The following is a 20,205-nucleotide window of genomic DNA, read 5'->3' on the forward strand; positions in this document are numbered from 1 at the left end:
CACGATGCGAGAAATGTGCAAGTCCATGAAATAAGTGCCAAAGTATGGTAGCCGGAGACGTCAACTCGGCTGGGACAGGCACGTCCCCAACGAGCGACATTCTTGCCTGTCGAGCGATGAAATCGACGGCAAGAGGCGTCATGAGCGCTTCGCATCACGCTGGATTGAATGATTGTCCGTGAATGGCAACGCATTGACGGAAGCCGTTCCCGGGCGCACCAGCCGTGGGTGGCGAATCATGGACAGCGACTATCCGGCCTACGTATCATCGCCCTTTGCCACACCTTCAGCGATCGCTGCGAAGACGACGACTGAAGGTGGCCGGGCTCCCTCCCATCATCCACTCGTGCAAGTACGGTGCGAGATGGATGAACAAGAATCATGCAAGGCGAACTCGTGAAGACGAGATCGTCAGCAAGGCTGAACAGGAACCCTCTTTATCATGCTGATCCGCAAGCTGCTGCTGCCCGTGTCATTGTCCAGCGTCATCGTCATGGCAGGTTGTGTTCCGGCGCAACCTCAGCCCCCCAAGCCGGTCTTGACCCCGGAGGCCTTCTCGCAACGAATCGATGCCCTGGAGAGCCAGATCGCCGGGCAATGCGACGTCCAGCAACAACAGCTTGTCGAGCAGCGCGAACTGAACCGCTCATTGCGCCGCGACATGCGGGAAGTCGGCAGCCAACTGCGCCGCATGCATGCCGAAATGGAACAGCCGGCAGCTCCGCAGGTGGTTCAGGCCTGCAAGACCGCCTCTGAAAACCCGATCATGGACAAGACGCTGCTCGGACGTGTCGAGTGGGTCGGCTTTCCGGACATCGGCAGCTATTTCAAGGCGCGCATCGATACCGGCGCGAACACGTCCTCACTGTCGGCGCGTGACATCACCGAGTTCGAACGTGATGGCGACAAGTGGGTCAAGTTCAAGCTGGCGCTTCGTGAGGATGCCAAATACTTCGTCCCCGAGGTGCGCGACAAGTGGGTAGAAGCCAAGGTCAGCCGTACCGTGACCATCGTGCAGGCGTCAGGGCGGGAAGACCGTCCTGTGGTCAGCATGTTGATGACGCTTGGCGACATCAAGCAGCGTGTCGAATTCACCCTGAATGACCGTCGTGATCTGACGTACCCGGTGCTGTTGGGCCGTCGTTTCATGATGGATATCGCAGCCGTCGATGTCAGCCGCACCTTCATCAATCCGCGTCCGGAATTCCCGGGCAGCGCTCCCAGCACCGCCGCTGCCAAGGATCAGGACCCGAATGAAGGAAATCGCGACTGACCCTCGCCCTCACCTGACGTTCACGGATCTCGAACATCTCCACTGACAGGGTCTGGCCGGGTGCCAGACCTTGTGACTGCATAATACTCAAGGACTCCCATGTCGCGTTTCTCCTTTTACCTGCTGGTCGGCCTGCTGATGCTGATTGGCGTGGGCCTGACCGCCTACCGCCATATTTCCTTCGATGTGCCCTGGGTGCCGGGTGCACAACAGAAAGTCTGGGATATCGAGGCCCAGGTCGCCTTCACGGCAACGGGCGGTCCGGTCAAGGCGTCGCTGGCGCTTCCGGAAAATCAGAAAGGCTATAGCGTCCTGACCGAGAACACGGCCTCCTCCGGCTTCGGGTTGTCGTATCTGGATGATCTGCCGGGCCGTCGTGCTGAATGGTCGATCCGTGAGGCCGCTGGCTCCCAGCTGCTGTATTACACCGTGACCATGCTGGAGTCCGACAACGCGACGCCTGCTGCCATCAAGCGCCTGCCAGCGCCTCAGGAAGTGTCCTGGGAACGTCCCTATGATACGGCTGCCGCTCAGGTAATCGAGCAGGCGCGCACCCGCAGCGCCGACTCCTTCACTTTCGCCCGTGAACTGATCAAGCAGTTCGACAATCAGCGTCAGGGTGAGAACGCGCGTCTGCTGCTGACCCAGTTCCAGCGTCCGGTGCTGATGCTGCGTCTGCTCAATGAAGCGGGCGTGAGCGCACGCCTGGTCAGTGGCTTGAGCCTGGAAGACGGACGCCGTCGCCAGAACGTGAGCTCCTGGCTGCAGGTCTTCGCCGAGACACCTGACAGCAATCAGGCTGTCGAGATCGACTCCCCTGAGGGTGAGAAGCTCAACACTGATTGGGTGCTGATCAACCCCGAGACCGGCAAGCAAGGTGAGCCTGACAACCTGCTGCTGTGGGAAGGCCGCGGTGCCCCGATGCTGGAAGTGGAAGGTGGCGTCAATTCCCGTGTCAGCTTCTCGATGATTCGCCACAACGAACCGGCCGCCGTCGCGGTTCGCAACAAGCTGGCCAATGACGAGCTGCTCAACTTCTCGATCCACTCACTGCCGCTGGAAGAGCAGGCCCTGTTCAAGACCATTCTGCTGATCCCGATCGGCGCACTGGTCGTCGTGCTGCTGCGAGTGCTCGTGGGCCTGAAGACTTCCGGTACCTTCATGCCGGTGTTGATCGCCCTCGCCTTCATCCAGACCAGCCTGATCACGGGCTTGATCGGTTTCCTGCTCATCGTCGCCACCGGGCTCGTGATTCGCAGCTACCTGTCGCGGCTCAACCTGTTGCTTGTCGCCAGGGTCTCGGTGGTGATCATCACGGTGATCGCGATCATCTCGATCTTCTCGGTACTCGCCTATCGCTTCGGCCTCAATGCCGGCCTGACCATCACCTTCTTCCCGATGATCATCCTGTCCTGGACCGTCGAGCGCATGTCGATCCTCTGGGAAGAGGAAGGCCCCAAGGAAGTCCTCAAGCAAGGTGGCGGTAGCCTTCTGACCGCCGTGCTGGCCTATCTGGCGATGAACAATCCGTGGGTGCGCCACCTGACCTTCAACTTCCTGGGTCTGCAGCTGGTGCTGATGGCCTTCATCCTGCTGCTGGGCAATTACACCGGCTATCGTCTGCTGGAATTGCGTCGCTTCAAGCCGCTGACGGAGGATTGAGATGCTCGCGTCATGGATGAATCGCTGGTCGCGCAACTGGACCACACCGGGCGCCCTGCGTGCCCGGGGGGTTGTCGGCATGAATCGCCGTAACATCGGCTATATCTCGAAGTACAACGACCGCCGCCTCTACCCGCTGGTGGATGACAAGCTGCAGACCAAGCTGCTGTGTCAGAAGTACGGTCTGGCCTCGCCGGAGATGATCGGCAAGGTCGCCAGCCAGTTCGAGGTCGAGCGGGTCGTCGACATGGTGCGCGATCACGCAGGTTTCGTGATCAAGCCGGCCAAGGGCTCTGGCGGCAAGGGGATCCTCGTCATCGAGCACCATGATGGCGAAGAGTATGTGAAGCCCAGCGGCGCGCGCATCACGCGTGCCGACATGGAGCGCCACGTCTCCAACATCCTGTCAGGACTTTATTCGCTGGGCGGCTCACCGGATGTGGCGCTGGTCGAAGGCTTGATTTCCTTCGATCAGGCCTTCGCCGAGTTCACCTATGAAGGCGTTCCCGACATTCGGGTCATCGTCTTCAAGGGCTATCCCGTGATGGCGATGATGCGCCTGTCGACGGCGGCCTCGGATGGCAAGGCCAACCTCCACCAGGGGGCGGTCGGTGTCGGGCTGGATATCGGGTCAGGCTGGGCCGTGCGCGGCGTGCAGTATGATCGCCCGCAGTTCGCCCACCCCGATACGGGACATGACATCTTCTCGCTCAAGGTACCCCAGTGGGACACCCTGCTCGAACTGGCCTCAGGGTGTTACGAGATGACGGGACTGGGCTATCTGGGCACGGACATGGTGCTTGACCGGCGTCATGGCCCGATGCTGCTCGAGCTCAATGCCCGACCGGGCCTCGCCATCCAGATGGCCAATGGCGAAGGATTGCGCAAGCGTCTCGAGCTGATCGAACGTCAACCCGATGGCGTGCCTGTCGCGGAACGGGTAGCCTTCGCCCGCAAGCACTTCGCACGCAGCAAGGAAGACGTGGCCAACGTCGGAATGGCCCCCATTCCTGAATGATGGCGTGACCGCAGAGAACAACGCCCCGTGACACGCGAGTGTCACGGGGCGTTTGCGTTCGCGGGACGAGATCCTCAACCGGGGTCCATGCTCAGCATCAGACGGCTACCGGTCGGCACGACTGGCGAGCGATGGATCAGGCCATGCCCCTCATTGCCGGGCCAGCATTCTCCCTTGAGCAAGGCCAGGCTCCCCGGGCGCAGCTCCCGGATCTGTTCCGGGTCCCGACAGATGTCCCGGTGCCCGACAACGCCATGCCCCAGAGCCAGGCGATCGGCGGCCTGCTCCGGCAACCATTGCGTTCCGGGGCCCTCATAGGTCGTCACCAACCGGACCGGAATGCGATCCACATGAAAGCGTGGGCACATGGCGCTCTGGGTCATTTCCAGCCGCATGCCGATATCCTGCACGTCGAACAGCTCGCCGATGGCCTCTCCCAGCACATAGATATCCTCTATCAGCGCAGCCCCGGCATCCGGTGCGGGTAGGTAGCGCTCCAGCGCCTCACGCAGGTCATTGATAGGCCCGCGCCAGCGCATGCGCAGCGGGTAGGCACCCGAGGACTGAGCCTTGACCGCCATTTTCAATGCCGCATCGATGCGGCGCTGCATCACGGCCAGCGTCACCTCCGGGCGAAAGATCTCCCCGAGATCCAGCGCCTGCTCGCCGATGTGCCAGTGTGGTGTTGCCGAATCTTTCGAACCGCTCGCCGTGACAGCTGACTGGGCCAACCTGGCGCCCTTCGCAGGCCGGGAAGCCGATGGTGTGTCATGAGAAGTGATCGGAGTGATCGGAGTGATCGAGTGCATGGTAAGCGCCTCGGTGGGTAGGCAAGAGGGAAATCACGCTCGTTATTGTTATGTTATAACATGTCTTTGCTGTGCAGTGACAACACTCTACCTTGCCGCTATCTGACAAGCCTGAGTCTGCATATGGCCCGAGACCGCCCAAATGCCCTAGAATAAGAGTCTGTTCATTGAGGTAACACGCTGATCTGATTCACTCTCAACGTGTCACTGGCCTCTCGTCATCCCGGATTCTCGATCCTCAGAATTCCCGACACCCAGGATTCTTCATGCCCGAGCAACTTTCGCTGATCGACCAGGCTGAACGCCAATGCCTGAAGCGTGGCGTGCGTTTCACCCCGATCCGGCGACGTGTGCTGGAATTGATCGCCAACAGTCATGGCGCACTCAAGGCATACGACCTTTTGGATCAGCTTGCCAAGGAACACGGTGCCGCCCGCCCGCCCACGATCTATCGCGCGCTGGATTTCCTGATCGAACAAGGCCTCGTCCATCGCATCGAATCGCTCAATGCCTTCCTTGCCTGCCACTGTCCCGAGCATCAGCACGGTTTCCAGCTGTTGATCTGCCGTGGTTGCGGGAGAGTCGAGGAGATGCACGACGATGATCTTGGCACTCGCCTTCTCGCCAGTGCAGATCGCCATGGTTTCACGATCGAACGCCAGACTGTCGAACTTGAGGGGCGTTGCCAGAAATGCGCCTCTCAGGTCGCTGACATGGTAGAAACCGCTCAGTGAATGGCGCTTGCGAGCGCTTTTGATACGATATAACATTTGCTTCCCACGGAGGACGTCACATGCTGGACATCCGCATTTCGCAGGCACAGGTCGTCAATGAAGGCACCATTTCCACTCTGGATGTGGGCATCAAGGACGGGCGTATCCATGCCATCGGCAGTGATCTCTCACATCTGGACGCGCGTGAAGTGATCGATGCTGCCGGCCGCCATCTGCTGCCGGGCATGATTGATGATCAGGTGCATTTCCGTGAGCCCGGCCTGACCGCCAAGGGCAATATCGCCACCGAGTCGGCCGCCGCCGTCGCCGGGGGCATCACGACCTTCTTCGACATGCCCAACGTCAAGCCGGCAACCCTGGACAGCGATGCGCTGGAGGCCAAGTTTGCCGTGGCGGCGGGTCGTGCGCATGCCAACCACGCCTTCTATCTGGGTGCCAGCAACGACAACCTGGAAGCGATCAAGACGCTGGATCCGAATCAGACCTGCGGCATCAAGATCTTCATGGGTGCCTCGACCGGCAACATGCTGGTCGATGATCCGGAGATTCTCGAAGGTATCTTCAAGCATGCTCCGACGCCCATCGTCACGCATTGCGAAGACACTCCGATGATTCTGGAGAACGAGGCGCGCTGGCGTGAGCGTTTCGGGGAAGACGTGCCCTTCTCCGAGCACGGTCTGATCCGTTCTCGCGAGGCCTGCATCAAGAGCTCACGCCTGGCGATCGACCTGGCCACTCGCAACGGCACCCAGCTGCACGTCCTGCACCTGACCACCGCTGAAGAGATGGCGCTGTTCAAGCCGGGCCCGATGAAAGGCAAGCAGATCACCGCTGAGGTCTGCGCGCATCACCTGTGGTTCAGCGATGCCGATTACGACACGCGTGGCAGCCTGATCAAGTGCAATCCGGCCGTGAAGACCGCCGAAGACCGTGCCGCCCTGCGTGCCGCCGTGATGGATGGTCGCATCGACATCATTGCCACTGACCACGCGCCGCATACCTGGGAAGAGAAGCAGAACCCCTACTTCAAGGCGCCTTCCGGTCTGCCGCTGGTGCAGCATGCCTTGCTGTCACTGCTGGATCAGGTTCAGGACGGCATCTATGACCTGGAAACCCTGGTGCAGAAGACCAGCCACAACGTCGCGGATCGCTTCTCCATCGTCGATCGCGGCTATATCCGTGAAGGGGCGTTCGCGGATCTCGTGCTGGTCAACCTGAATGGCGAGACCAGCGTCACCCGTGACAACGTGCTCTACAAGTGTGGCTGGAGCCCCTTCGATGGCGTGACCTTCAAGGCACGCATCGATGCGACCTTCGTCAATGGCGTGAAAGCCTATGACGGCAAGACCGTCAACCCGGTGGCCAACGGCCAGCGTCTCTCGTTCAACCGCGGCTGATGGCGGTCCTGGCGTGTCGATCTTCGGCACGCCTTGCCCGCATCATGCCGTGATCACTATCAGAAGGAAGTGGTGTCATGAGTATGCATGCGGGCTCTCCCCTGGCCTCTCGCCAAGTGTTCTGCGAAAAGCTGCTGTCCCGGATCCAGCGCACGCTGGGTTCGCGGGCTGCGCGTAGCCTGCCGTTGAGCGTGCTGGGTGCGCTTGCCGTTCTGGCGGCCCCCAACGCGCAAGCCGAAGACAGTGCGCCACTGCATGTCGCCGTCAGCGTGCCGCCTATCGAGTGGATGGTCGATCAGCTGGCCGGGGATCATGTCGAGATCACGACGCTGGTCAAACCGGGCAACAGCCCGCACACCTATGATCCGACCCCTCGCCAGGTGGCCGAGTTGTCGACGGTTCCCCTCTATCTCGCCATCGGCGTACCCTTCGAGCAGGTCTGGTTGCCGCGTCTCGAGAAGAACAATGCCGAGATGCAGGTCGTGCATCTGGAAGAGGGTCTCAACACGCGCCATTTCGGCAGTGAAGACGCTCATCATCATGATCACGGCTCCGACCATGACGAGCACGCGGGCCATGATGAGCATGAAGACCACGCAGACCATGCAGAGCATGACGAGCACGGCCATGAAGACCACGCAGATCATGACGAGCATGGCCATCAAGACCACGCGGATCATGACGAGCACGCGGGCCATGATGAGCATGAAGACCTCGGCGAAGCCGACCCTCATCTCTGGCTGGATCCGCAGCGAATGCAGACCGTCGTCGAGCGCACTGCCAAGGTATTGGAAGCCCAGCTGCCTGAACATGCCGGTGAAATCGATGCCAATGAGCAGCGGCTGCTCAAGACCCTGAATGCGCTGGACACGCAGATCGCGCAGGCGCTGGCACCTTACAAGGGTCGCAACTTCCTGATCTTCCACCCCAGCTTCGGCTACTTCGCGGATCGCTACTCACTCGCGCAGCATGCCATTGAAGTCAGTGGTCGTGAGCCTACACCACGCGAGATGGCCACTCTGGTCACGCGTGCCAAGGATGAGAACATCGGCACCATCTTCGTCTCGGGACAATTCTCCCAGACGGCCGCCAAGCGCATCGCCAGCTCGCTGGATGCCGAAGTCGCCGTGCTGGACCCGTTGGCCGAGGACTATCTCGAGAATCTAAAGCGTGCCACCGAAGCACTGAAAGCAGGCTTCGAGCGGACCGACAGTCAGTAATTTCTGGCCAGGTATTGCGCATGCGGCATGATCTTGCACAATGCTCTGCCCCATAAAAAAGTCAGACGGGCGCTCACGCGCCCGTCTGCGTTGCAAAGAGGTACCTCTCGTCATGGCCAGCCCCATCTCCGTCGCGCGCCGGCGCCCGGACAGCCATCCGGATGCACCAGCCACCGGGCGCAGTGTCGGTCCGGTATTTCGCCCGGTACCGGCGGATGCGCCGGATGCCATCGATATTCGCGGCGTGACCTTTCGTTATGGTGAGCAGGTCATTCTCGACGATGTCGACTTCCAGGTCGGCGCCCGCGAGATCGTGGGGCTGATCGGCCCCAATGGAGGCGGCAAGAGCACCTTGCTCAAGCTGGTGCTTGGCCTTCACAAGCCGGCAGCTGGGTGTGTCCGCGTGCTGGGGCGCACTCCCCAATCTGCCGCACGCCATATCGGCTATGTGCCACAGTTCGCCAATTTCGTGAAGCGCTTTCCGATCCGCGTGGAAGACGTCGTGCTGATGGGGCGCCAGGGACGCAAGCGTCAATGGGGCCCCTGGCCACGCGCGGATCGTGAGGCGATCGGTGCGGTACTGGAGGAAGTCGGTATCAGCCATCTGCGCCGCCGGCATATCGATGCCCTCTCCGGCGGTCAGCTGCAGCGTGTCCTGATAGCCCGGGCACTGGCGGCCGAGCCGCAATTGCTGCTGCTGGATGAGCCCACCGCGAGTGTCGACAGCGATGGTGAGCGTTCATTGTTCGAGCTGTTCAATCGGCTGGCCAATCGCATGAGCGTCGTGGTGATCAGTCATGATCTCGGCTTCATCAGTGATTATGTCGATCGGGTGGCCTGCCTCAACCGCAAGATGATCGTCCATGACACCGAGACCCTGACCGCCGAATCGATCGAGCGGCTCTACGGTGAACACGTCCAGATGATTCATCACCATCATTGATACGGCGGCCCGTGACAGGCTGCCTGGCGGGTTTCATTTCTTTCACGGCGCCTGCCCCGCGCTCTAGGCTTACAACACATGAATTTCATCACCGCCCTGGGCAGCCAGGACTTTCTTCAGAACGCCCTCTTCGCCGGCCTGTTGGCAAGCCTCGCGGCGGGCCTGGTCGGCCCCTATGTCGTGGTACGCCGCATCGGCTATCTGGCAGGCGGCATCGCCCACACGGTGCTTGCCGGCATGGGGATCGCCTACTTCATGGGGGCCAGCCCGCTCGTCGGTGCGTTCATCAGTGCCATCCTCGCGGCATTGCTGATCGGCTATATCAGCCTCAAGGGGTTTGATCAGGAAGACACCGTCATCGGTGCGCTGTGGGCCATCGGCATGGCCACCGGCATCCTCTTCATCAGTCAGACACCGGGTTACAAGGTCGATCTGATGAGCTATCTGTTCGGCAATCTGCTGCTGGTGCCCGCGGACGCCATCGGCACCCTGGCCTGGATGGTGGGTGGGCTGGCACTGGTGCTGCTGGTCGTGCACCGTCCACTGACGGCCGTGATCTTCGATGAAGAGTTCGCTCGCCTGCGAGGAGTGCCGGTCAAGACGCTCTATCTGCTGTTGCTGGTACTGGTCGCCATCACCGTGGTGTTGTTGCTGCAGGCCGTCGGGCTGATCATGGTGCTGGCATTGCTGTCACTGCCAGCCGCGCTGGCCGGCCATCATGCGCGCTCACTGGGCATGATGATCGTGATCGCGAGTCTGGCGGCCATGGCCTTCACCACCGGTGGTCTGGCGCTTTCCTGGCAGTTCGATCTGCCTGCCGGTGCCACCATCGTACTGGTGGCGGGGATCGCCTATCTGGTCTCGCTGATCTGGCGTAGCGCCCGTGGCGGTCTGCGCCGCTGAATCGCGGCTTGTTACACTGAGACTTCTTGAGATCTGGCCTCCGGACAGAAACGCTGCAACCTGCGCAGTGAACGTTGCGACGGGGCCAGCCTTCGATACAGCTTCTGCAAGGATATGGATTCAATGGCACAGGATGGACTGCTCAAGTCGCTGGAAAATGCACAGGTCGGCGAGAAGGTCGCGCTGGACACCCTGATGGCTGCCCTACCGTGGAATGGCGACGGGTTGATTCCTGCCATCGCCCAGCAGCATGACAGCGGCGAGATACTGATGATGGCGTGGATGAATGCCGAGGCATTGCGCGAGACGCTGACCACTGGGCGCGTGTGCTACTTCTCGCGCTCGCGCAGCAAGCTGTGGCGCAAGGGCGAAAGCTCCGGTCAGCAGCAGCATCTGGTCAGCACCCACCTTGACTGCGACGGTGACACCCTGCTGGTCAAGGTCGATCAGACCGGCCCTGCCTGCCATACCGGACGCAAGAGCTGCTTCTACTGGCGCCTTGACGCCGAAGGCGCAGAGATCACCGATGCACCGATCATTGATCCCGACACGCTGTATGGCAACGCCTGAGTCAGGTCAACGAGACCCCGATTCCCGCCCTGCTCGCGGCTCGCTGTCGCGCGCGGTGACGGCTGGCATGACGCGCCTGCTCACCGGCCTGCTGCGCGGCTATCAGCTGGTGCTCAGCCCGCTGCTGGGGCCGCGTTGTCGCTTCTATCCCAGCTGCTCCAGTTATGGCCTCGAGGCCATCAAGGTGCATGGGCCGCTCAAGGGGTGCTGGCTGACAGTCAGACGCCTGTCACGCTGTCATCCCCTCGGTGGCCCCGGAGGAGTGGACCCCGTGCCGCCACGCAAGGAGCCATCGTCAGACTGCTGCGCGGGCAATGACCGCGACTCAGGCCCCACGCCCTGATGGTGTCGCACGCTCCTGCGAGCTGATTTGCGCATGTGAAGTTAAGTCATGATATACTTCACATGTGAAAGGCGTCATGTGCGATGCCATCGTCAGTCAGCAGGAGAGCGCCATGTCCACCGCAACCGCCATCGATCGTGTGTCCCCGACCAGCCCCAGCGCGGGTCGCGTTGCCCTCAAGTCCTTCTTCAACATCATGGAGAAATGGCAATGCAGCGCTGCCGATCAACGCGTGCTGCTCGGCGGCATCGGCACCACCACCTATCACAAGTACCGCAAGCTGCCGGAAGTCCGCCTGCCCAATGACACCCTGGAGCGTATCTCCTACGTGATGGGGATTCACAAGGCGTTGCGCATCCTGTTCAGCAACACGCCTGAAATGACCCATGAATGGGTGCGCCGCCCCAATCGCGCCGCTCCCTTCAATGGGCAGAGCGCGCTCGACTACATGCTGGCCGGGCAGGTGGTATCACTGGCCGACACCCGTCGTTATCTCGACGGAGTGCGTGGATGAGCATGAGCGCCCTGCCCCAACCTGCCCTGACACTGCCTGACTGGCAGAACGCTTGGCGCGTCATCTCCAGCGCCTTCCCGCCCATCTCGGTGTTCGAGGATATTCTCGAGCCTGATGAGCTGGAGATGGCCTTCGCCATCGAGGCGCTGACCAATGATCGTCTGCGCGAGGAGGCCGGCGATCTGAACCGTGTCGCACCCGAGGATCGCATCAGCGGGCCGGGCTCCACACCGGTGATGGCGGCCTTCACTCACATCGGGCGCGCATCACGTTTCACCGATGGCAGCTTCGGCGTCTACTACTGCGCCAGTAGCCTGGACACCGCCATCAGCGAAACCCGCTTTCATATGGCACGCTTTCTGGCCGATACCGCGCAACCCAGCCAGGAAATGACGATGCGCAGTTACGTCAATCGCGTGACGCAACCCTTGCACGACATTCGCCAGGGATACGCAGAGCTATGCCAGCCGGACACGGCCAGCTACCCGGCCGGCCAGGCTTTCGCGGCGAAGATGAGAGATACCGGCAGTCATGGTCTGCTCTACCCCAGCGTCCGCCATGCCAAGGTTGAGCCCGATGCCGAATGCGCGGCCATCCTGCGTCCACCGGCGGTCAGCATCCCCATTCAGGGCCCCCACCTGCGCTACGTCTGGGATGGTCAGCAACAGGCCATGACGCATGTACTAGAGGTCAAGGAGCACCGCTGAGCCTGTGACGACACTGCGAACCTCCCGCTGGGTCCAGTCAGCGCGTCATCGCAATGACAAAGACGCCCGCCAGGCCTCTCGAGACATCTCGATCGGCATGGCGGGCGTCTTGGTTATCGTCAGGCCTCTTTTCTCGCCAGGCGTCAGGCGTTGGCGTGCAGCTCGGCAACACCGTAGATGCGCTTGAGCATTGCATGCAGGCCATTGGAGCGTGTCGGCGAAAGGTGCTTGTCGAGGCCGAGCTCAGCGAGGAAGGTCGGCTGAGTGGCGACGATTTCCTGCGGCGTCCGGTCGTTGTAGATGCGCAGCACCACGGCGATCAGGCCTGCCACGATGGCCGCATCCGAGGTGGCCTGGAAGTGCAGACGCTGCTCGCTGCCTTCACCACGTACGTCAGGATGAATCCAGACGTTGGACTGGCAGCCGTCGATCTTGGTCTCAGGCCCCTTCAACTCTTCCGGGTACTCCGGCAGCGCCTTGCCCATGTCGATGATGTACTGATAGCGGTCCATCCAATTGTCGAAGAAGCTGAATTCCTCGACCAGTTCCGCCTGCGCTTGTTGCGCGTCGCTCATGCTGACTCCCGATGATGTCACTGAAGAGTGTCTGAAAATATGCTGTCGGCCATGATAACGCCTGACTCCGACGGACGCACGGGAGGCGTGAAGCCTGGCGCCATGCCAGCAGTCACGCCTCCTCCTCAGGGGTAGCCGTCGTCGTCGCCAGCGAGTGCCTTGCCATCTGCTGCTGCCACTCGCCGTCTTCGGCATGCAGGTAGCGAGAGGTGGTATCCAGCCGTGAGTGTCTGGCGGAGCGAGACAGGAAACGCAGCTCTACCCCGGCCTGTGCCTGGTGGGTAATGGCGGTGTGACGCAGCCAGTGCGGGCTTGCCTGGTCGAGCGTGCGTGCCATCAGCTCGCTGGCGTCGCCGGGGCGCTCCGTTCGCTGGCGCATGTCGTGGGCGGCCTGGGTAAACGTCTGCTTGATCAACCGGTAGAGCTGATTGTCGCCCAGAGGGGTCGTGCCATCCAACCGCGCGAGCAGAGGCAGTGAATCATCAGCGGGCAGTGCCTGTGGCAAGTCACTCAGTCCACGCAGGCGTCGCCAGCGCACCAGGGCCTCGAGCATCGGGGGCGGCAGCGGAATCTCGGCCAGCTTGGCACCCTTGCCTATCACTCGCCACCACCACTGGCCTTCCCGCTTGATGATATCCCCCATTCTGGCGGCGGCCATCTCGGCGATACGCGGCGCCATCAGGTAGGCAAACGCGAACAGAAACCGCTGGCGCTCCGCGATGAATCGCTCCCGCGACACCTCGCGCTCGAGGGAGGCACTGCCGGCTGTCGGTACGTGACAACGCACCTCATCACAGCGCGCCTCGATACGCCCCCACAACCAATCCCATAGCGGACGCTCGAGATAGCGCTCGATGCGCAGCGTGCGATTGTCCATGCGCCGCTTGTCACGCATCAGCCGGAAAGGATTGCGCGCTAGATAACCGGCCTCGATCAACCAGGCATAAAGCCCCTGCAGGATCACCAGACTCTGGCGGCGGCTGGCCGGAGCCAGCGGCCCGCGAAAGGGCCGCCACTCGGGGTGCCTGCGGGCACGCACACTGCCAACCCAGACCTCCGCTGGCTGAGGATTGGCCAGAAAGGCCTCGAAGTGCTCGAGCCGCTCACGATCCAGACTTGCCAGGGCGGCGTCTCTCCCCTGCTCACCTTCCGCCCTGAGCCACAGAAGCAGACGCTCTGCTTCCTTGCGATAGGCGCGCAGGGTCTGCGGGCTGTGGCGATATTCATTGAGCCACGCCGCCACGGCTTCAATGTCCGTCTGCGCCTTGATGAGTGCAGCGTCGCCACTCTGCGTGACGGCTGCAGTGCTGGTGGTATTGGCCAGCTCGCCCTCAAGGCGCCCGATCAACGCGGTCATGCCACCGTGTGCGCCCTTCTCCACTGTCTCGACTCCTGTCGCGTTGCCTGGGGGCTGATTGTGACGTTACGGCCATGATAATTCAAGATAAGGCGCGTAATCATGAATTATGACCCCCAAGGGTAACGTAAATTACGTATTACGTAATATGTAATTATCTTTATTCCAAGCAGACGAGTCGCTACAATGACGCTAAGCGGCCAGAAGTCTGCCTAAAGGGGAGCCCGCGAGAGCACAGGGAAGATTTCTTGTGCATATCACGCAGAATCCTGACCAATGGAGTGGTAGTGAACGTCACTTCGTGGCGTAATGGCCGCTGAGCATCAACTTCAGAATACGGACGGAGATTCCCATGGCGCGCATTGGCGTCCAGTACGAGGATGTACAACGAGCGATAGAATCCTTGATGGCACGTGGTGAAGCGCCCAGCGTGCAGAAGATTCGGGAAGTGCTGGGGACCGGCAGCTTCACCACCATCAGCGATCATCTGCGCGAATGGCGCCAACGTCGCGCCGAGAAACGTGATGAGCCTCTGACCCAGGCGATGCCGGATAGTCTGACGGAGACACTGGCCACGGTATGGAGTGAAGCCCAGTCTCTGGCCAACGAGAGCCTGGCGCACTATCGGCAGGAAGCTGACCGCCAGGCCGAGGCAGCCCGTGAGGCCGAGGCACAGTCACAGCGACGCGCAGAGGATGCGGAGCAGCGGCTCAGTGCACTCACGGAGCAACTGGCGGGAGTACAGGCGCGTCTCGAGGAGCGCGTGCAGACACTGGCGACCTTGACCAGTGAGCGCGAACAATGGCAGCAATTGCAGGAGAAGCTCGAGAAGCGCCTGACGCTTGCCCAGGAAGATGTCACCGCACTCGAGCGGACACGCGAGCATGACCATGAGCGCCATCAGCAGCTGGTGCAGCAACAGGAAAGCGAATTCAAGGAGCGCCTGGCGCAGGAAGAGTCTCGTCACGAGGCCAGTGAGACGCGTCTGATGAAGCTGCTCGATGATGCGCGCCTGGAGAAGCAGGAGCTGGACAAGCAGCATCGCCGCCGCCACGAGCAGCTCGAGAAGCGCGTGGAACGTCTGGATGCCCAGACGGCGGAGCAGCGGAAGTTGCTTCAGGAAGAGGAACGTCGTCGCTTCGAGGAAACCACGCTACGACAGCAGCGCGATGTGGAGCTCAAGGATCTGCGCTCTCAGCTGGAGCAGTCCATGGCGGAACAATCTCGTCTGGAGGCACAGCTGAGCCAGATCACGCATGAAAACAAGTTGCTCAAGGAGCGCCTGGCCTTCGCGCCGCTTCCTCCCTTTGTGTGTTGATGTTCCTGCAACGTCTGCTGAGGTTGCTGCAACACTCACACCAATGAAAGACGCCACCCTCAAGGGTGGCGTTTCGTTTGGAGAATCGCGCGTTCCCGCACCTCAGGACTTACGTCATACCATGCTCACCGCTGTCGAGAAATCTACAGCAGTTCTTCCGCCACCAGTGCCAGACGCGAACGCTCGACACACTTGAGCGTGACGTGACCGGCATGCGGCCAATTGGCGAAGCGTTGCACTGCCACCGCGAGACCACAGGTATTGGCCGTCAGATAGGGCGTATCGATCTGCCCGACATTGCCCAGCAGCACGACCTTGGTGTTGGCACCAGCCCGGGTCAACAGCCCTTTCAATTGTTTCGGTGTCAGGTTCTGGGCCTCATCGATGATCAGGAAGGTGTCGCTGAGGGTTCGCCCCCGCATGAAGGACGGCGAGCGAATCTGGACACGGTTGCCAATCCAGGCACGGGTGGCCTCCTCGTTCCACGCGCTGGTGCCCTCGCCTTCCTTGCGCAGCAGATTGTCCATGTTGTCGTGGAAGGCGCCCATCCACGGCGACATCTTCTCTTCCTCGGTCCCGGGGAGAAAGCCGATCTCTTCCCCCATGGCGATCGGCGCGCGCGTGAAGATGATACGTTCGAAGCGTTTCTTCTCCAGAGTCTGCTCAAATGCCGCCGCCAGGGTCATGTAGGTCTTGCCTGTCCCGGCACTCCCGGCAATCGAGACCATGTCGACGCTCTCATCCATCAACAGATTGAGCGCGAAATTCTGGCGACTGTCATGGGCATTGACGCCCCAGGCGCTACGCTCGTTGCGGAAATCCTGCAATACCTCAAGGCAGGCGTGATCATTGTCCAGCTCGCGCACGATGGCCTCGAAGCTGGCACCACGATCACAATCCGCGATCAACATTCCCGGATACCAGTCCTTGGGCATCTGGCCGGCGAGGGTGTAGAAGGTGCGATGATTCTCGCGACTGACGGTGACATCCACCTGCAGGTCATCCCATACGCCCTGACCGTCAGGCCCAGCCTCGTGATAGAGCTTCACGCCCTCGATCATGGCATCGCTGTCACTGAAGGCGCGATCCGTCAGATAGTCCTCGACGGCCATGCCCAGTGCCGCTGCCTTGATGCGCAGATTGATGTCCTTGGTCACCAGGATGACGGATGCATCCTGACTGCGCGCCGCGAGACTGCGTGTCTCGGCAAGAATGCGGTTGTCGGCGCTTGCCTCGCTCTGATCGATGCTACCGGAGAGAAAATGAAGATTGCCGGCGCCATTCAACGAGCCCGGCAGTGGAATACCGCGCAGAATCTCCTGTGGTGTGATGTCGGCGGTGAGATCAGACAGGGTGCGACTGATCTGGCGAGCAGTGTGGGCAATTTCCTTGTGGCCATTCTTGTGCTTGTCCAGCTCCTCCAGCACCGTCATCGGAATGACGACATCGTGCTCGTCAAACTGGAAGATGGCGGAGGGGTCGTGTATCAGCACGTTGGTATCGAGGACGTACAGACGACGGGACTGCTTCTCGACTCTTACCATTGGCGACATGCCTTCCGTTGGGGTGTGCCCTTTGAAGCTATCACGCTGAATATGTCGAGGATGTTTCAATTTGGCGCTCGATTTCACGCACAGGGTGCTGACAGGTCACGCAACGCAGGCGCATAATCTGTCCCCGGCTCTGCTGGCCGCACTCTCATCTGCTGTTCGTCACGGCCATGTTGCCGGCCTTCCTGCCGAGCATCTCGTGCAGTCATGAGCACGCAGCCACTGGACTCTCTCCACTTTTCATTTGCCAGATTTCATTTGCCAGACATCCCCTGCCGCCAGATCGTCAGACAACCGCGTCGCCAGGAGCGCTGCGGAAGGACAGATGAAAAAAACCGCCCCTGACGATGTCAGGGGCGGTTTTTCATTGGCGGGTGCACAATGTCACGGGTCTCGATCGTCCAGACCCCGAAACATCAGGCAGTGACACTTTCGCGACGGCGACGGCGCACCTGCAACCAGCCGATCAACCACAACAGCACGATGGCTGGCAGCATCGCGATTTCCTTCGGCGGACGTTCAGCGGTCTGCTGGATGCCATCGATGGTGAAATCGAAATCGATACCGGCCTGCTGTGCCACGCTACCGTATTCCACCATGCTGACCAGCACCTGCTTGTCGCTGATATCCAGCGTCAGACCGACATCGCTCAGGCGCGCTTCGCCACTGTCGGCATCCGACACCGGCAGCAGCACGGTCTTGGAGACCTCATCGCCATCCAGATTGATGCCTGACACATGAATCGGCAGCTTGCTGTCGACCGGCGCCTCCTCCATCAGGGTCTCGATCTGCTGCGGAGCCGCCATGGTGACTGGCGGATAGACCATGTCCCACCAATAGCCCGGACGGAACAACGTGAAGGTGATCAGCAGAAGACCGATGGTCTCGTACCAGCGGGTACGCGTCAGCCAATAACCTTGCGTGGCCGCCGCGAAGACCAGCATCGCCGCGACCGCTGAGGCGATGGTGATCGCCAGATGCCAGTAGCTATCGATGTTCATCAGCAACAGGTTGGTGTTGAAGATGAACATGAAGGGCAGGATCGCGGTGCGGATGTCATAGGTGAAGCCTTGGATACCGGTCTTGATCGGGTCTGACTTGGCGATGGCCGCCGCCGCGAAGGCGGCCAGACCCACCGGTGGCGTGTCATCTGCCAGTATCCCGAAGTAGAACACGAACAGGTGCACGGCGATCAGCGGCACGATCAGGCCGTTCTCGGCACCCAGATTGACGATGACCGGCGCCATCAGCGTGGAGACCACGATGTAGTTGGCCGTGGTGGGAAGCCCCATGCCCAGAATCAGACTGATCACGGCAGTGAAGATCAGGATCAGCATCAGGTTGCCTGCCGAGATGAACTCGACGAATGCCGTCATCTTGAGCCCGAGCCCGGTCAGGGTCACGGTACCGACCACGATACCGGCCGCCGCCGTGGCGACACCGATCCCGATCATGTTCTTGGCACCGATGACCAGACCATGGAACAGGTCCTCACCGCCACGCTGGGTTGCCCCCCCCAGATTGCCTTCCTTGCGGAAGATCGCGACCAATGGGCGCTGGGTCACGGTGATGAAAATCATGAACAGCACCGCCCAGAAGGCGGAAAGCCCCGGCGACATGCGCTCGACGGTCAGACACCACACCAGCACCACGACCGGCAGCAGGAAATAGAGACCGACCTTGACCGTCGGACCCACCGGCGGCAATTCATCGATGTCCCCTTCCTCCAGCGGAGGGAAGCAGGCGGAATAGGCGATCAGGCCGACATAGGACGCCAGCAGCAGCGGCAGCACGATATAGACCGCACCATCACCCGCCAGACCCTTGATCCAGCCGATACCGTAATAGACCACCAGCGTGAGCACGCCCATGCCTATGAAGACGGTCAGGAAGGTCAGCATCGAAGCCATCAGGCTGGTCTTGTGCGTCCGCTTGAGGCCTTCCATGCCGGCCTTGCACGCTTCCAGGTGCACGATGTAGATCAGCGCGATATAGGAGATCAGTGCAGGCAACAAGGCATGCTTGATGACATCCAGATAGGGGATGCCGACATATTCCACCATCAGGAAGGCGGCAGCGCCCATGATCGGGGGTGTCAGCTGGCCGTTGGTGGAGGCTGCCACCTCGACGGCGCCTGCCTTGGTGCCAGGGAAGCCGACCTTCTTCATCAACGGGATGGTGAAGGTCCCGGTGGTCACGACGTTGGCGATGGAAGAGCCGGAAATGATCCCCGACAGGCCAGACGCCACCACGGCAGCCTTGGCCGGTCCGCCACGCATGTGACCGAGCATCGAGAAGGCCATGCGGATGAAGTAGTTGCCGGCACCGGCGCGTTCAAGCAAGGCGCCGAACAGCACGAACAGGAAGACGAAGTCGGTGGAGACACCCAGCGCGACACCGAAGACCCCTTCCGTGGTCAGCCACTGATGCCCCAGAAGCTTGTTGAGACTGGCCCCGGCATGCGCGATGACATCGGGCATGTAGGCGCCAAACAGACTGTAGAGCAGGAAGACGGTGGCGACGACCGCAAGCGGCGGCCCGAGCGCGCGACGGGTCGCTTCCAGCAGCAACAGGAGGCCGATGCCCGAGAACACGAGGTCCGTCGTGGTATAGGCACCCGCTCGTCGCGCCAGTTCGTCACTGAAGATGAGCACGTAGGCCACGCCTGCCACGGCGAATATCGCCAACGCCCAGTCATACAGAGGAATACGATTGGCGGGCGCGCCCTTGTAAGCGGGATAGGCCACGAACGCCAGCGAGATGGCGAAGCAGAGATGGACGGCTCGCGCGGTGTCGGAGTTCAGCAGCGACAAGGGCGAGGCGTGATAGAGCTGGAAAAGAGACCAGGCAAGCGGGATCAGCCACATGAAATGGCGCCCCACGAAGCCTTCCGGATGACGCCCGCCGACCTCCGATTCGAGCATCTTCTGCACTTCTGCATCATGATCCGTCTCGGCGCCAGGCGCAGAGGACGGCGGTGAAGATTGAGTTTTGGTCATTTTTTATGATCCGATCAACGCGAGTCAGGCGATGACTGGCAGGCATCATCAGGAAACGGCATCTACGTCTACCCGCCATGTTCCCGACCCAGGATGACGCTGCACAGCCACATGCTTATCAAGCAGGTTACATCTTCAGTATGTCCGGCCTGACGGATGTTTCCATTAATTGGCTGAATCAGGACGATATTTCCTGACTCAGCGCCGAGCGACGCTCGGGGTACCACCTTCCCCACCTGCTCACCGCTCAGACCGACGGGATGAGTCATGCGCCTTGCTGCATCACCAGACCCGCCGGCGGCAGCCATCCATT

18 protein-coding genes are annotated in these 20,205 nt (G+C 61.1%); 13 read left to right on the forward strand and 5 right to left on the reverse strand.

From position 1 onward, the window contains the following. Positions 1-442: 442 nt before the first annotated feature. The 3 genes from QD228_RS07720 to QD228_RS07730 all read left to right on the forward strand — a co-directional run bounded on the left by QD228_RS07720 (position 443) and on the right by QD228_RS07730 (position 3,953). Positions 443-1,273, forward strand: coding sequence for an ATP-dependent zinc protease (locus QD228_RS07720; RefSeq protein ID WP_077376386.1), 831 nt, complete (start codon positions 443-445; stop codon positions 1,271-1,273). A gap of 99 nt (positions 1,274-1,372) precedes the next feature. Further along, positions 1,373-2,935, forward strand: coding sequence for an inactive transglutaminase family protein (locus QD228_RS07725; RefSeq protein WP_077376389.1), 1,563 nt, complete (start codon positions 1,373-1,375; stop codon positions 2,933-2,935). 1 nt (position 2,936) lies between these two features. Beyond that, positions 2,937-3,953 (forward strand): alpha-L-glutamate ligase-like protein, encoded by a 1,017-nt coding sequence (locus tag QD228_RS07730; RefSeq protein ID WP_240499519.1) that lies wholly within the window; start codon positions 2,937-2,939, stop codon positions 3,951-3,953. Positions 3,954-4,027: 74 nt separating this feature from the next. On the opposite strand, the gene QD228_RS07735 is transcribed toward QD228_RS07730, so the two are convergent. Continuing rightward, a complete protein-coding gene (locus tag QD228_RS07735; RefSeq protein WP_176493914.1) occupies positions 4,028-4,684 on the reverse strand; it encodes a DUF1826 domain-containing protein in 657 nt (218 codons plus the stop codon). A gap of 344 nt (positions 4,685-5,028) precedes the next feature. On the opposite strand from QD228_RS07735, the gene QD228_RS07740 reads away from it, so the two are divergent. From QD228_RS07740 to QD228_RS07780, 9 genes are all read left to right on the forward strand, one after another. After that, complete coding sequence (locus QD228_RS07740; RefSeq protein ID WP_084208678.1) at positions 5,029-5,496, forward strand: Fur family transcriptional regulator; 468 nt, start codon at positions 5,029-5,031, stop codon at positions 5,494-5,496. Positions 5,497-5,555: 59 nt separating this feature from the next. Continuing rightward, positions 5,556-6,893, forward strand: a complete 1,338-nt coding sequence (locus QD228_RS07745) for a dihydroorotase (protein WP_279875020.1) — start codon at positions 5,556-5,558, stop codon at positions 6,891-6,893. Positions 6,894-6,970: 77 nt separating this feature from the next. Beyond that, positions 6,971-8,113 (forward strand): zinc ABC transporter substrate-binding protein, encoded by a 1,143-nt coding sequence (locus QD228_RS07750; RefSeq protein ID WP_084208679.1) that lies wholly within the window; start codon positions 6,971-6,973, stop codon positions 8,111-8,113. Positions 8,114-8,225: 112 nt separating this feature from the next. Beyond that, positions 8,226-9,056 (forward strand): metal ABC transporter ATP-binding protein, encoded by an 831-nt coding sequence (locus tag QD228_RS07755; RefSeq protein WP_136937812.1) that lies wholly within the window; start codon positions 8,226-8,228, stop codon positions 9,054-9,056. 78 nt (positions 9,057-9,134) lie between these two features. Further along, on the forward strand, positions 9,135-9,959 hold the full coding sequence (locus QD228_RS07760; RefSeq protein ID WP_077376406.1) for a metal ABC transporter permease: 825 nt from the start codon (positions 9,135-9,137) through the stop codon (positions 9,957-9,959). Positions 9,960-10,073: 114 nt separating this feature from the next. Next, positions 10,074-10,529 carry a phosphoribosyl-AMP cyclohydrolase gene (hisI, locus tag QD228_RS07765; RefSeq protein WP_084208680.1) on the forward strand — a complete coding sequence of 152 codons (456 nt, stop codon included), beginning with the start codon at positions 10,074-10,076 and terminating at the stop codon, positions 10,527-10,529. A gap of 67 nt (positions 10,530-10,596) precedes the next feature. Continuing rightward, positions 10,597-10,872 carry a membrane protein insertion efficiency factor YidD gene (yidD, locus tag QD228_RS07770; RefSeq protein ID WP_217622036.1) on the forward strand — a complete coding sequence of 92 codons (276 nt, stop codon included), beginning with the start codon at positions 10,597-10,599 and terminating at the stop codon, positions 10,870-10,872. Positions 10,873-10,984: 112 nt separating this feature from the next. Then, entirely contained in the window at positions 10,985-11,386 is a 402-nt protein-coding gene (locus QD228_RS07775; RefSeq protein ID WP_279875023.1) for an MbcA/ParS/Xre antitoxin family protein, read from the forward strand. Further along, a complete protein-coding gene (locus QD228_RS07780) occupies positions 11,383-12,093 on the forward strand; it encodes an RES family NAD+ phosphorylase (RefSeq protein ID WP_258038265.1) in 711 nt (236 codons plus the stop codon). The genes QD228_RS07775 and QD228_RS07780 overlap by 4 nt, the downstream gene beginning before the upstream one ends. 143 nt (positions 12,094-12,236) lie before the next feature. On the opposite strand, the gene QD228_RS07785 is transcribed toward QD228_RS07780, so the two are convergent. Both QD228_RS07785 and QD228_RS07790 read right to left on the reverse strand, forming a co-directional pair. Beyond that, entirely contained in the window at positions 12,237-12,668 is a 432-nt protein-coding gene (locus QD228_RS07785; RefSeq protein WP_084208681.1) for a SufE family protein, read from the reverse strand. A gap of 112 nt (positions 12,669-12,780) precedes the next feature. Continuing rightward, entirely contained in the window at positions 12,781-14,049 is a 1,269-nt protein-coding gene (locus QD228_RS07790) for a site-specific integrase (RefSeq protein WP_279875025.1), read from the reverse strand. Positions 14,050-14,377: 328 nt separating this feature from the next. Between QD228_RS07790 and QD228_RS07795 the strand changes: the two genes are divergently transcribed. Next, a complete protein-coding gene (locus tag QD228_RS07795; protein ID WP_084208682.1) occupies positions 14,378-15,343 on the forward strand; it encodes a DNA-binding protein in 966 nt (321 codons plus the stop codon). Between the two features lie 143 nt (positions 15,344-15,486). On the opposite strand, the gene QD228_RS07800 is transcribed toward QD228_RS07795, so the two are convergent. Beyond that, positions 15,487-16,887 carry a PhoH family protein gene (locus QD228_RS07800; RefSeq protein WP_077376418.1) on the reverse strand — a complete coding sequence of 467 codons (1,401 nt, stop codon included), beginning with the start codon at positions 16,885-16,887 and terminating at the stop codon, positions 15,487-15,489. 422 nt (positions 16,888-17,309) lie between these two features. Continuing rightward, entirely contained in the window at positions 17,310-19,892 is a 2,583-nt protein-coding gene (locus tag QD228_RS07805) for a TRAP transporter permease (protein ID WP_279875029.1), read from the reverse strand. Positions 19,893-20,205 lie beyond the last annotated feature (313 nt).

The sequence above is a fragment of the Cobetia sp. 3AK genome, assembly GCF_029846335.1.
GTDB lineage: Bacteria > Pseudomonadota > Gammaproteobacteria > Pseudomonadales > Halomonadaceae > Cobetia > Cobetia marina.

Excerpts from the sequence above, each read along its gene's own strand:
- QD228_RS07720 (WP_077376386.1), top strand. The coding sequence starts at position 443 with ATGCTGATCCGCAAGCTGCTGCTGCCCGTGTCATTGTCCAGCGTCATC.
- QD228_RS07725 (WP_077376389.1), top strand. The coding sequence starts at position 1,373 with ATGTCGCGTTTCTCCTTTTACCTGCTGGTCGGCCTGCTGATGCTGATT.
- QD228_RS07730 (WP_240499519.1), top strand. The coding sequence starts at position 2,937 with ATGCTCGCGTCATGGATGAATCGCTGGTCGCGCAACTGGACCACACCG.
- QD228_RS07740 (WP_084208678.1), top strand. The coding sequence starts at position 5,029 with ATGCCCGAGCAACTTTCGCTGATCGACCAGGCTGAACGCCAATGCCTG.
- QD228_RS07745 (WP_279875020.1), top strand. The coding sequence starts at position 5,556 with ATGCTGGACATCCGCATTTCGCAGGCACAGGTCGTCAATGAAGGCACC.
- QD228_RS07750 (WP_084208679.1), top strand. The coding sequence starts at position 6,971 with ATGAGTATGCATGCGGGCTCTCCCCTGGCCTCTCGCCAAGTGTTCTGC.
- QD228_RS07755 (WP_136937812.1), top strand. The coding sequence starts at position 8,226 with ATGGCCAGCCCCATCTCCGTCGCGCGCCGGCGCCCGGACAGCCATCCG.
- QD228_RS07760 (WP_077376406.1), top strand. The coding sequence starts at position 9,135 with ATGAATTTCATCACCGCCCTGGGCAGCCAGGACTTTCTTCAGAACGCC.
- hisI (WP_084208680.1), top strand. The coding sequence starts at position 10,074 with ATGGATTCAATGGCACAGGATGGACTGCTCAAGTCGCTGGAAAATGCA.
- yidD (WP_217622036.1), top strand. The coding sequence starts at position 10,597 with ATGACGCGCCTGCTCACCGGCCTGCTGCGCGGCTATCAGCTGGTGCTC.
- QD228_RS07775 (WP_279875023.1), top strand. The coding sequence starts at position 10,985 with ATGTCCACCGCAACCGCCATCGATCGTGTGTCCCCGACCAGCCCCAGC.
- QD228_RS07780 (WP_258038265.1), top strand. The coding sequence starts at position 11,383 with ATGAGCATGAGCGCCCTGCCCCAACCTGCCCTGACACTGCCTGACTGG.
- QD228_RS07785 (WP_084208681.1), bottom strand. The coding sequence starts at position 12,668 with ATGAGCGACGCGCAACAAGCGCAGGCGGAACTGGTCGAGGAATTCAGC.
- QD228_RS07795 (WP_084208682.1), top strand. The coding sequence starts at position 14,378 with ATGGCGCGCATTGGCGTCCAGTACGAGGATGTACAACGAGCGATAGAA.
- QD228_RS07800 (WP_077376418.1), bottom strand. The coding sequence starts at position 16,887 with ATGGTAAGAGTCGAGAAGCAGTCCCGTCGTCTGTACGTCCTCGATACC.
- QD228_RS07805 (WP_279875029.1), bottom strand. The coding sequence starts at position 19,892 with ATGACCAAAACTCAATCTTCACCGCCGTCCTCTGCGCCTGGCGCCGAG.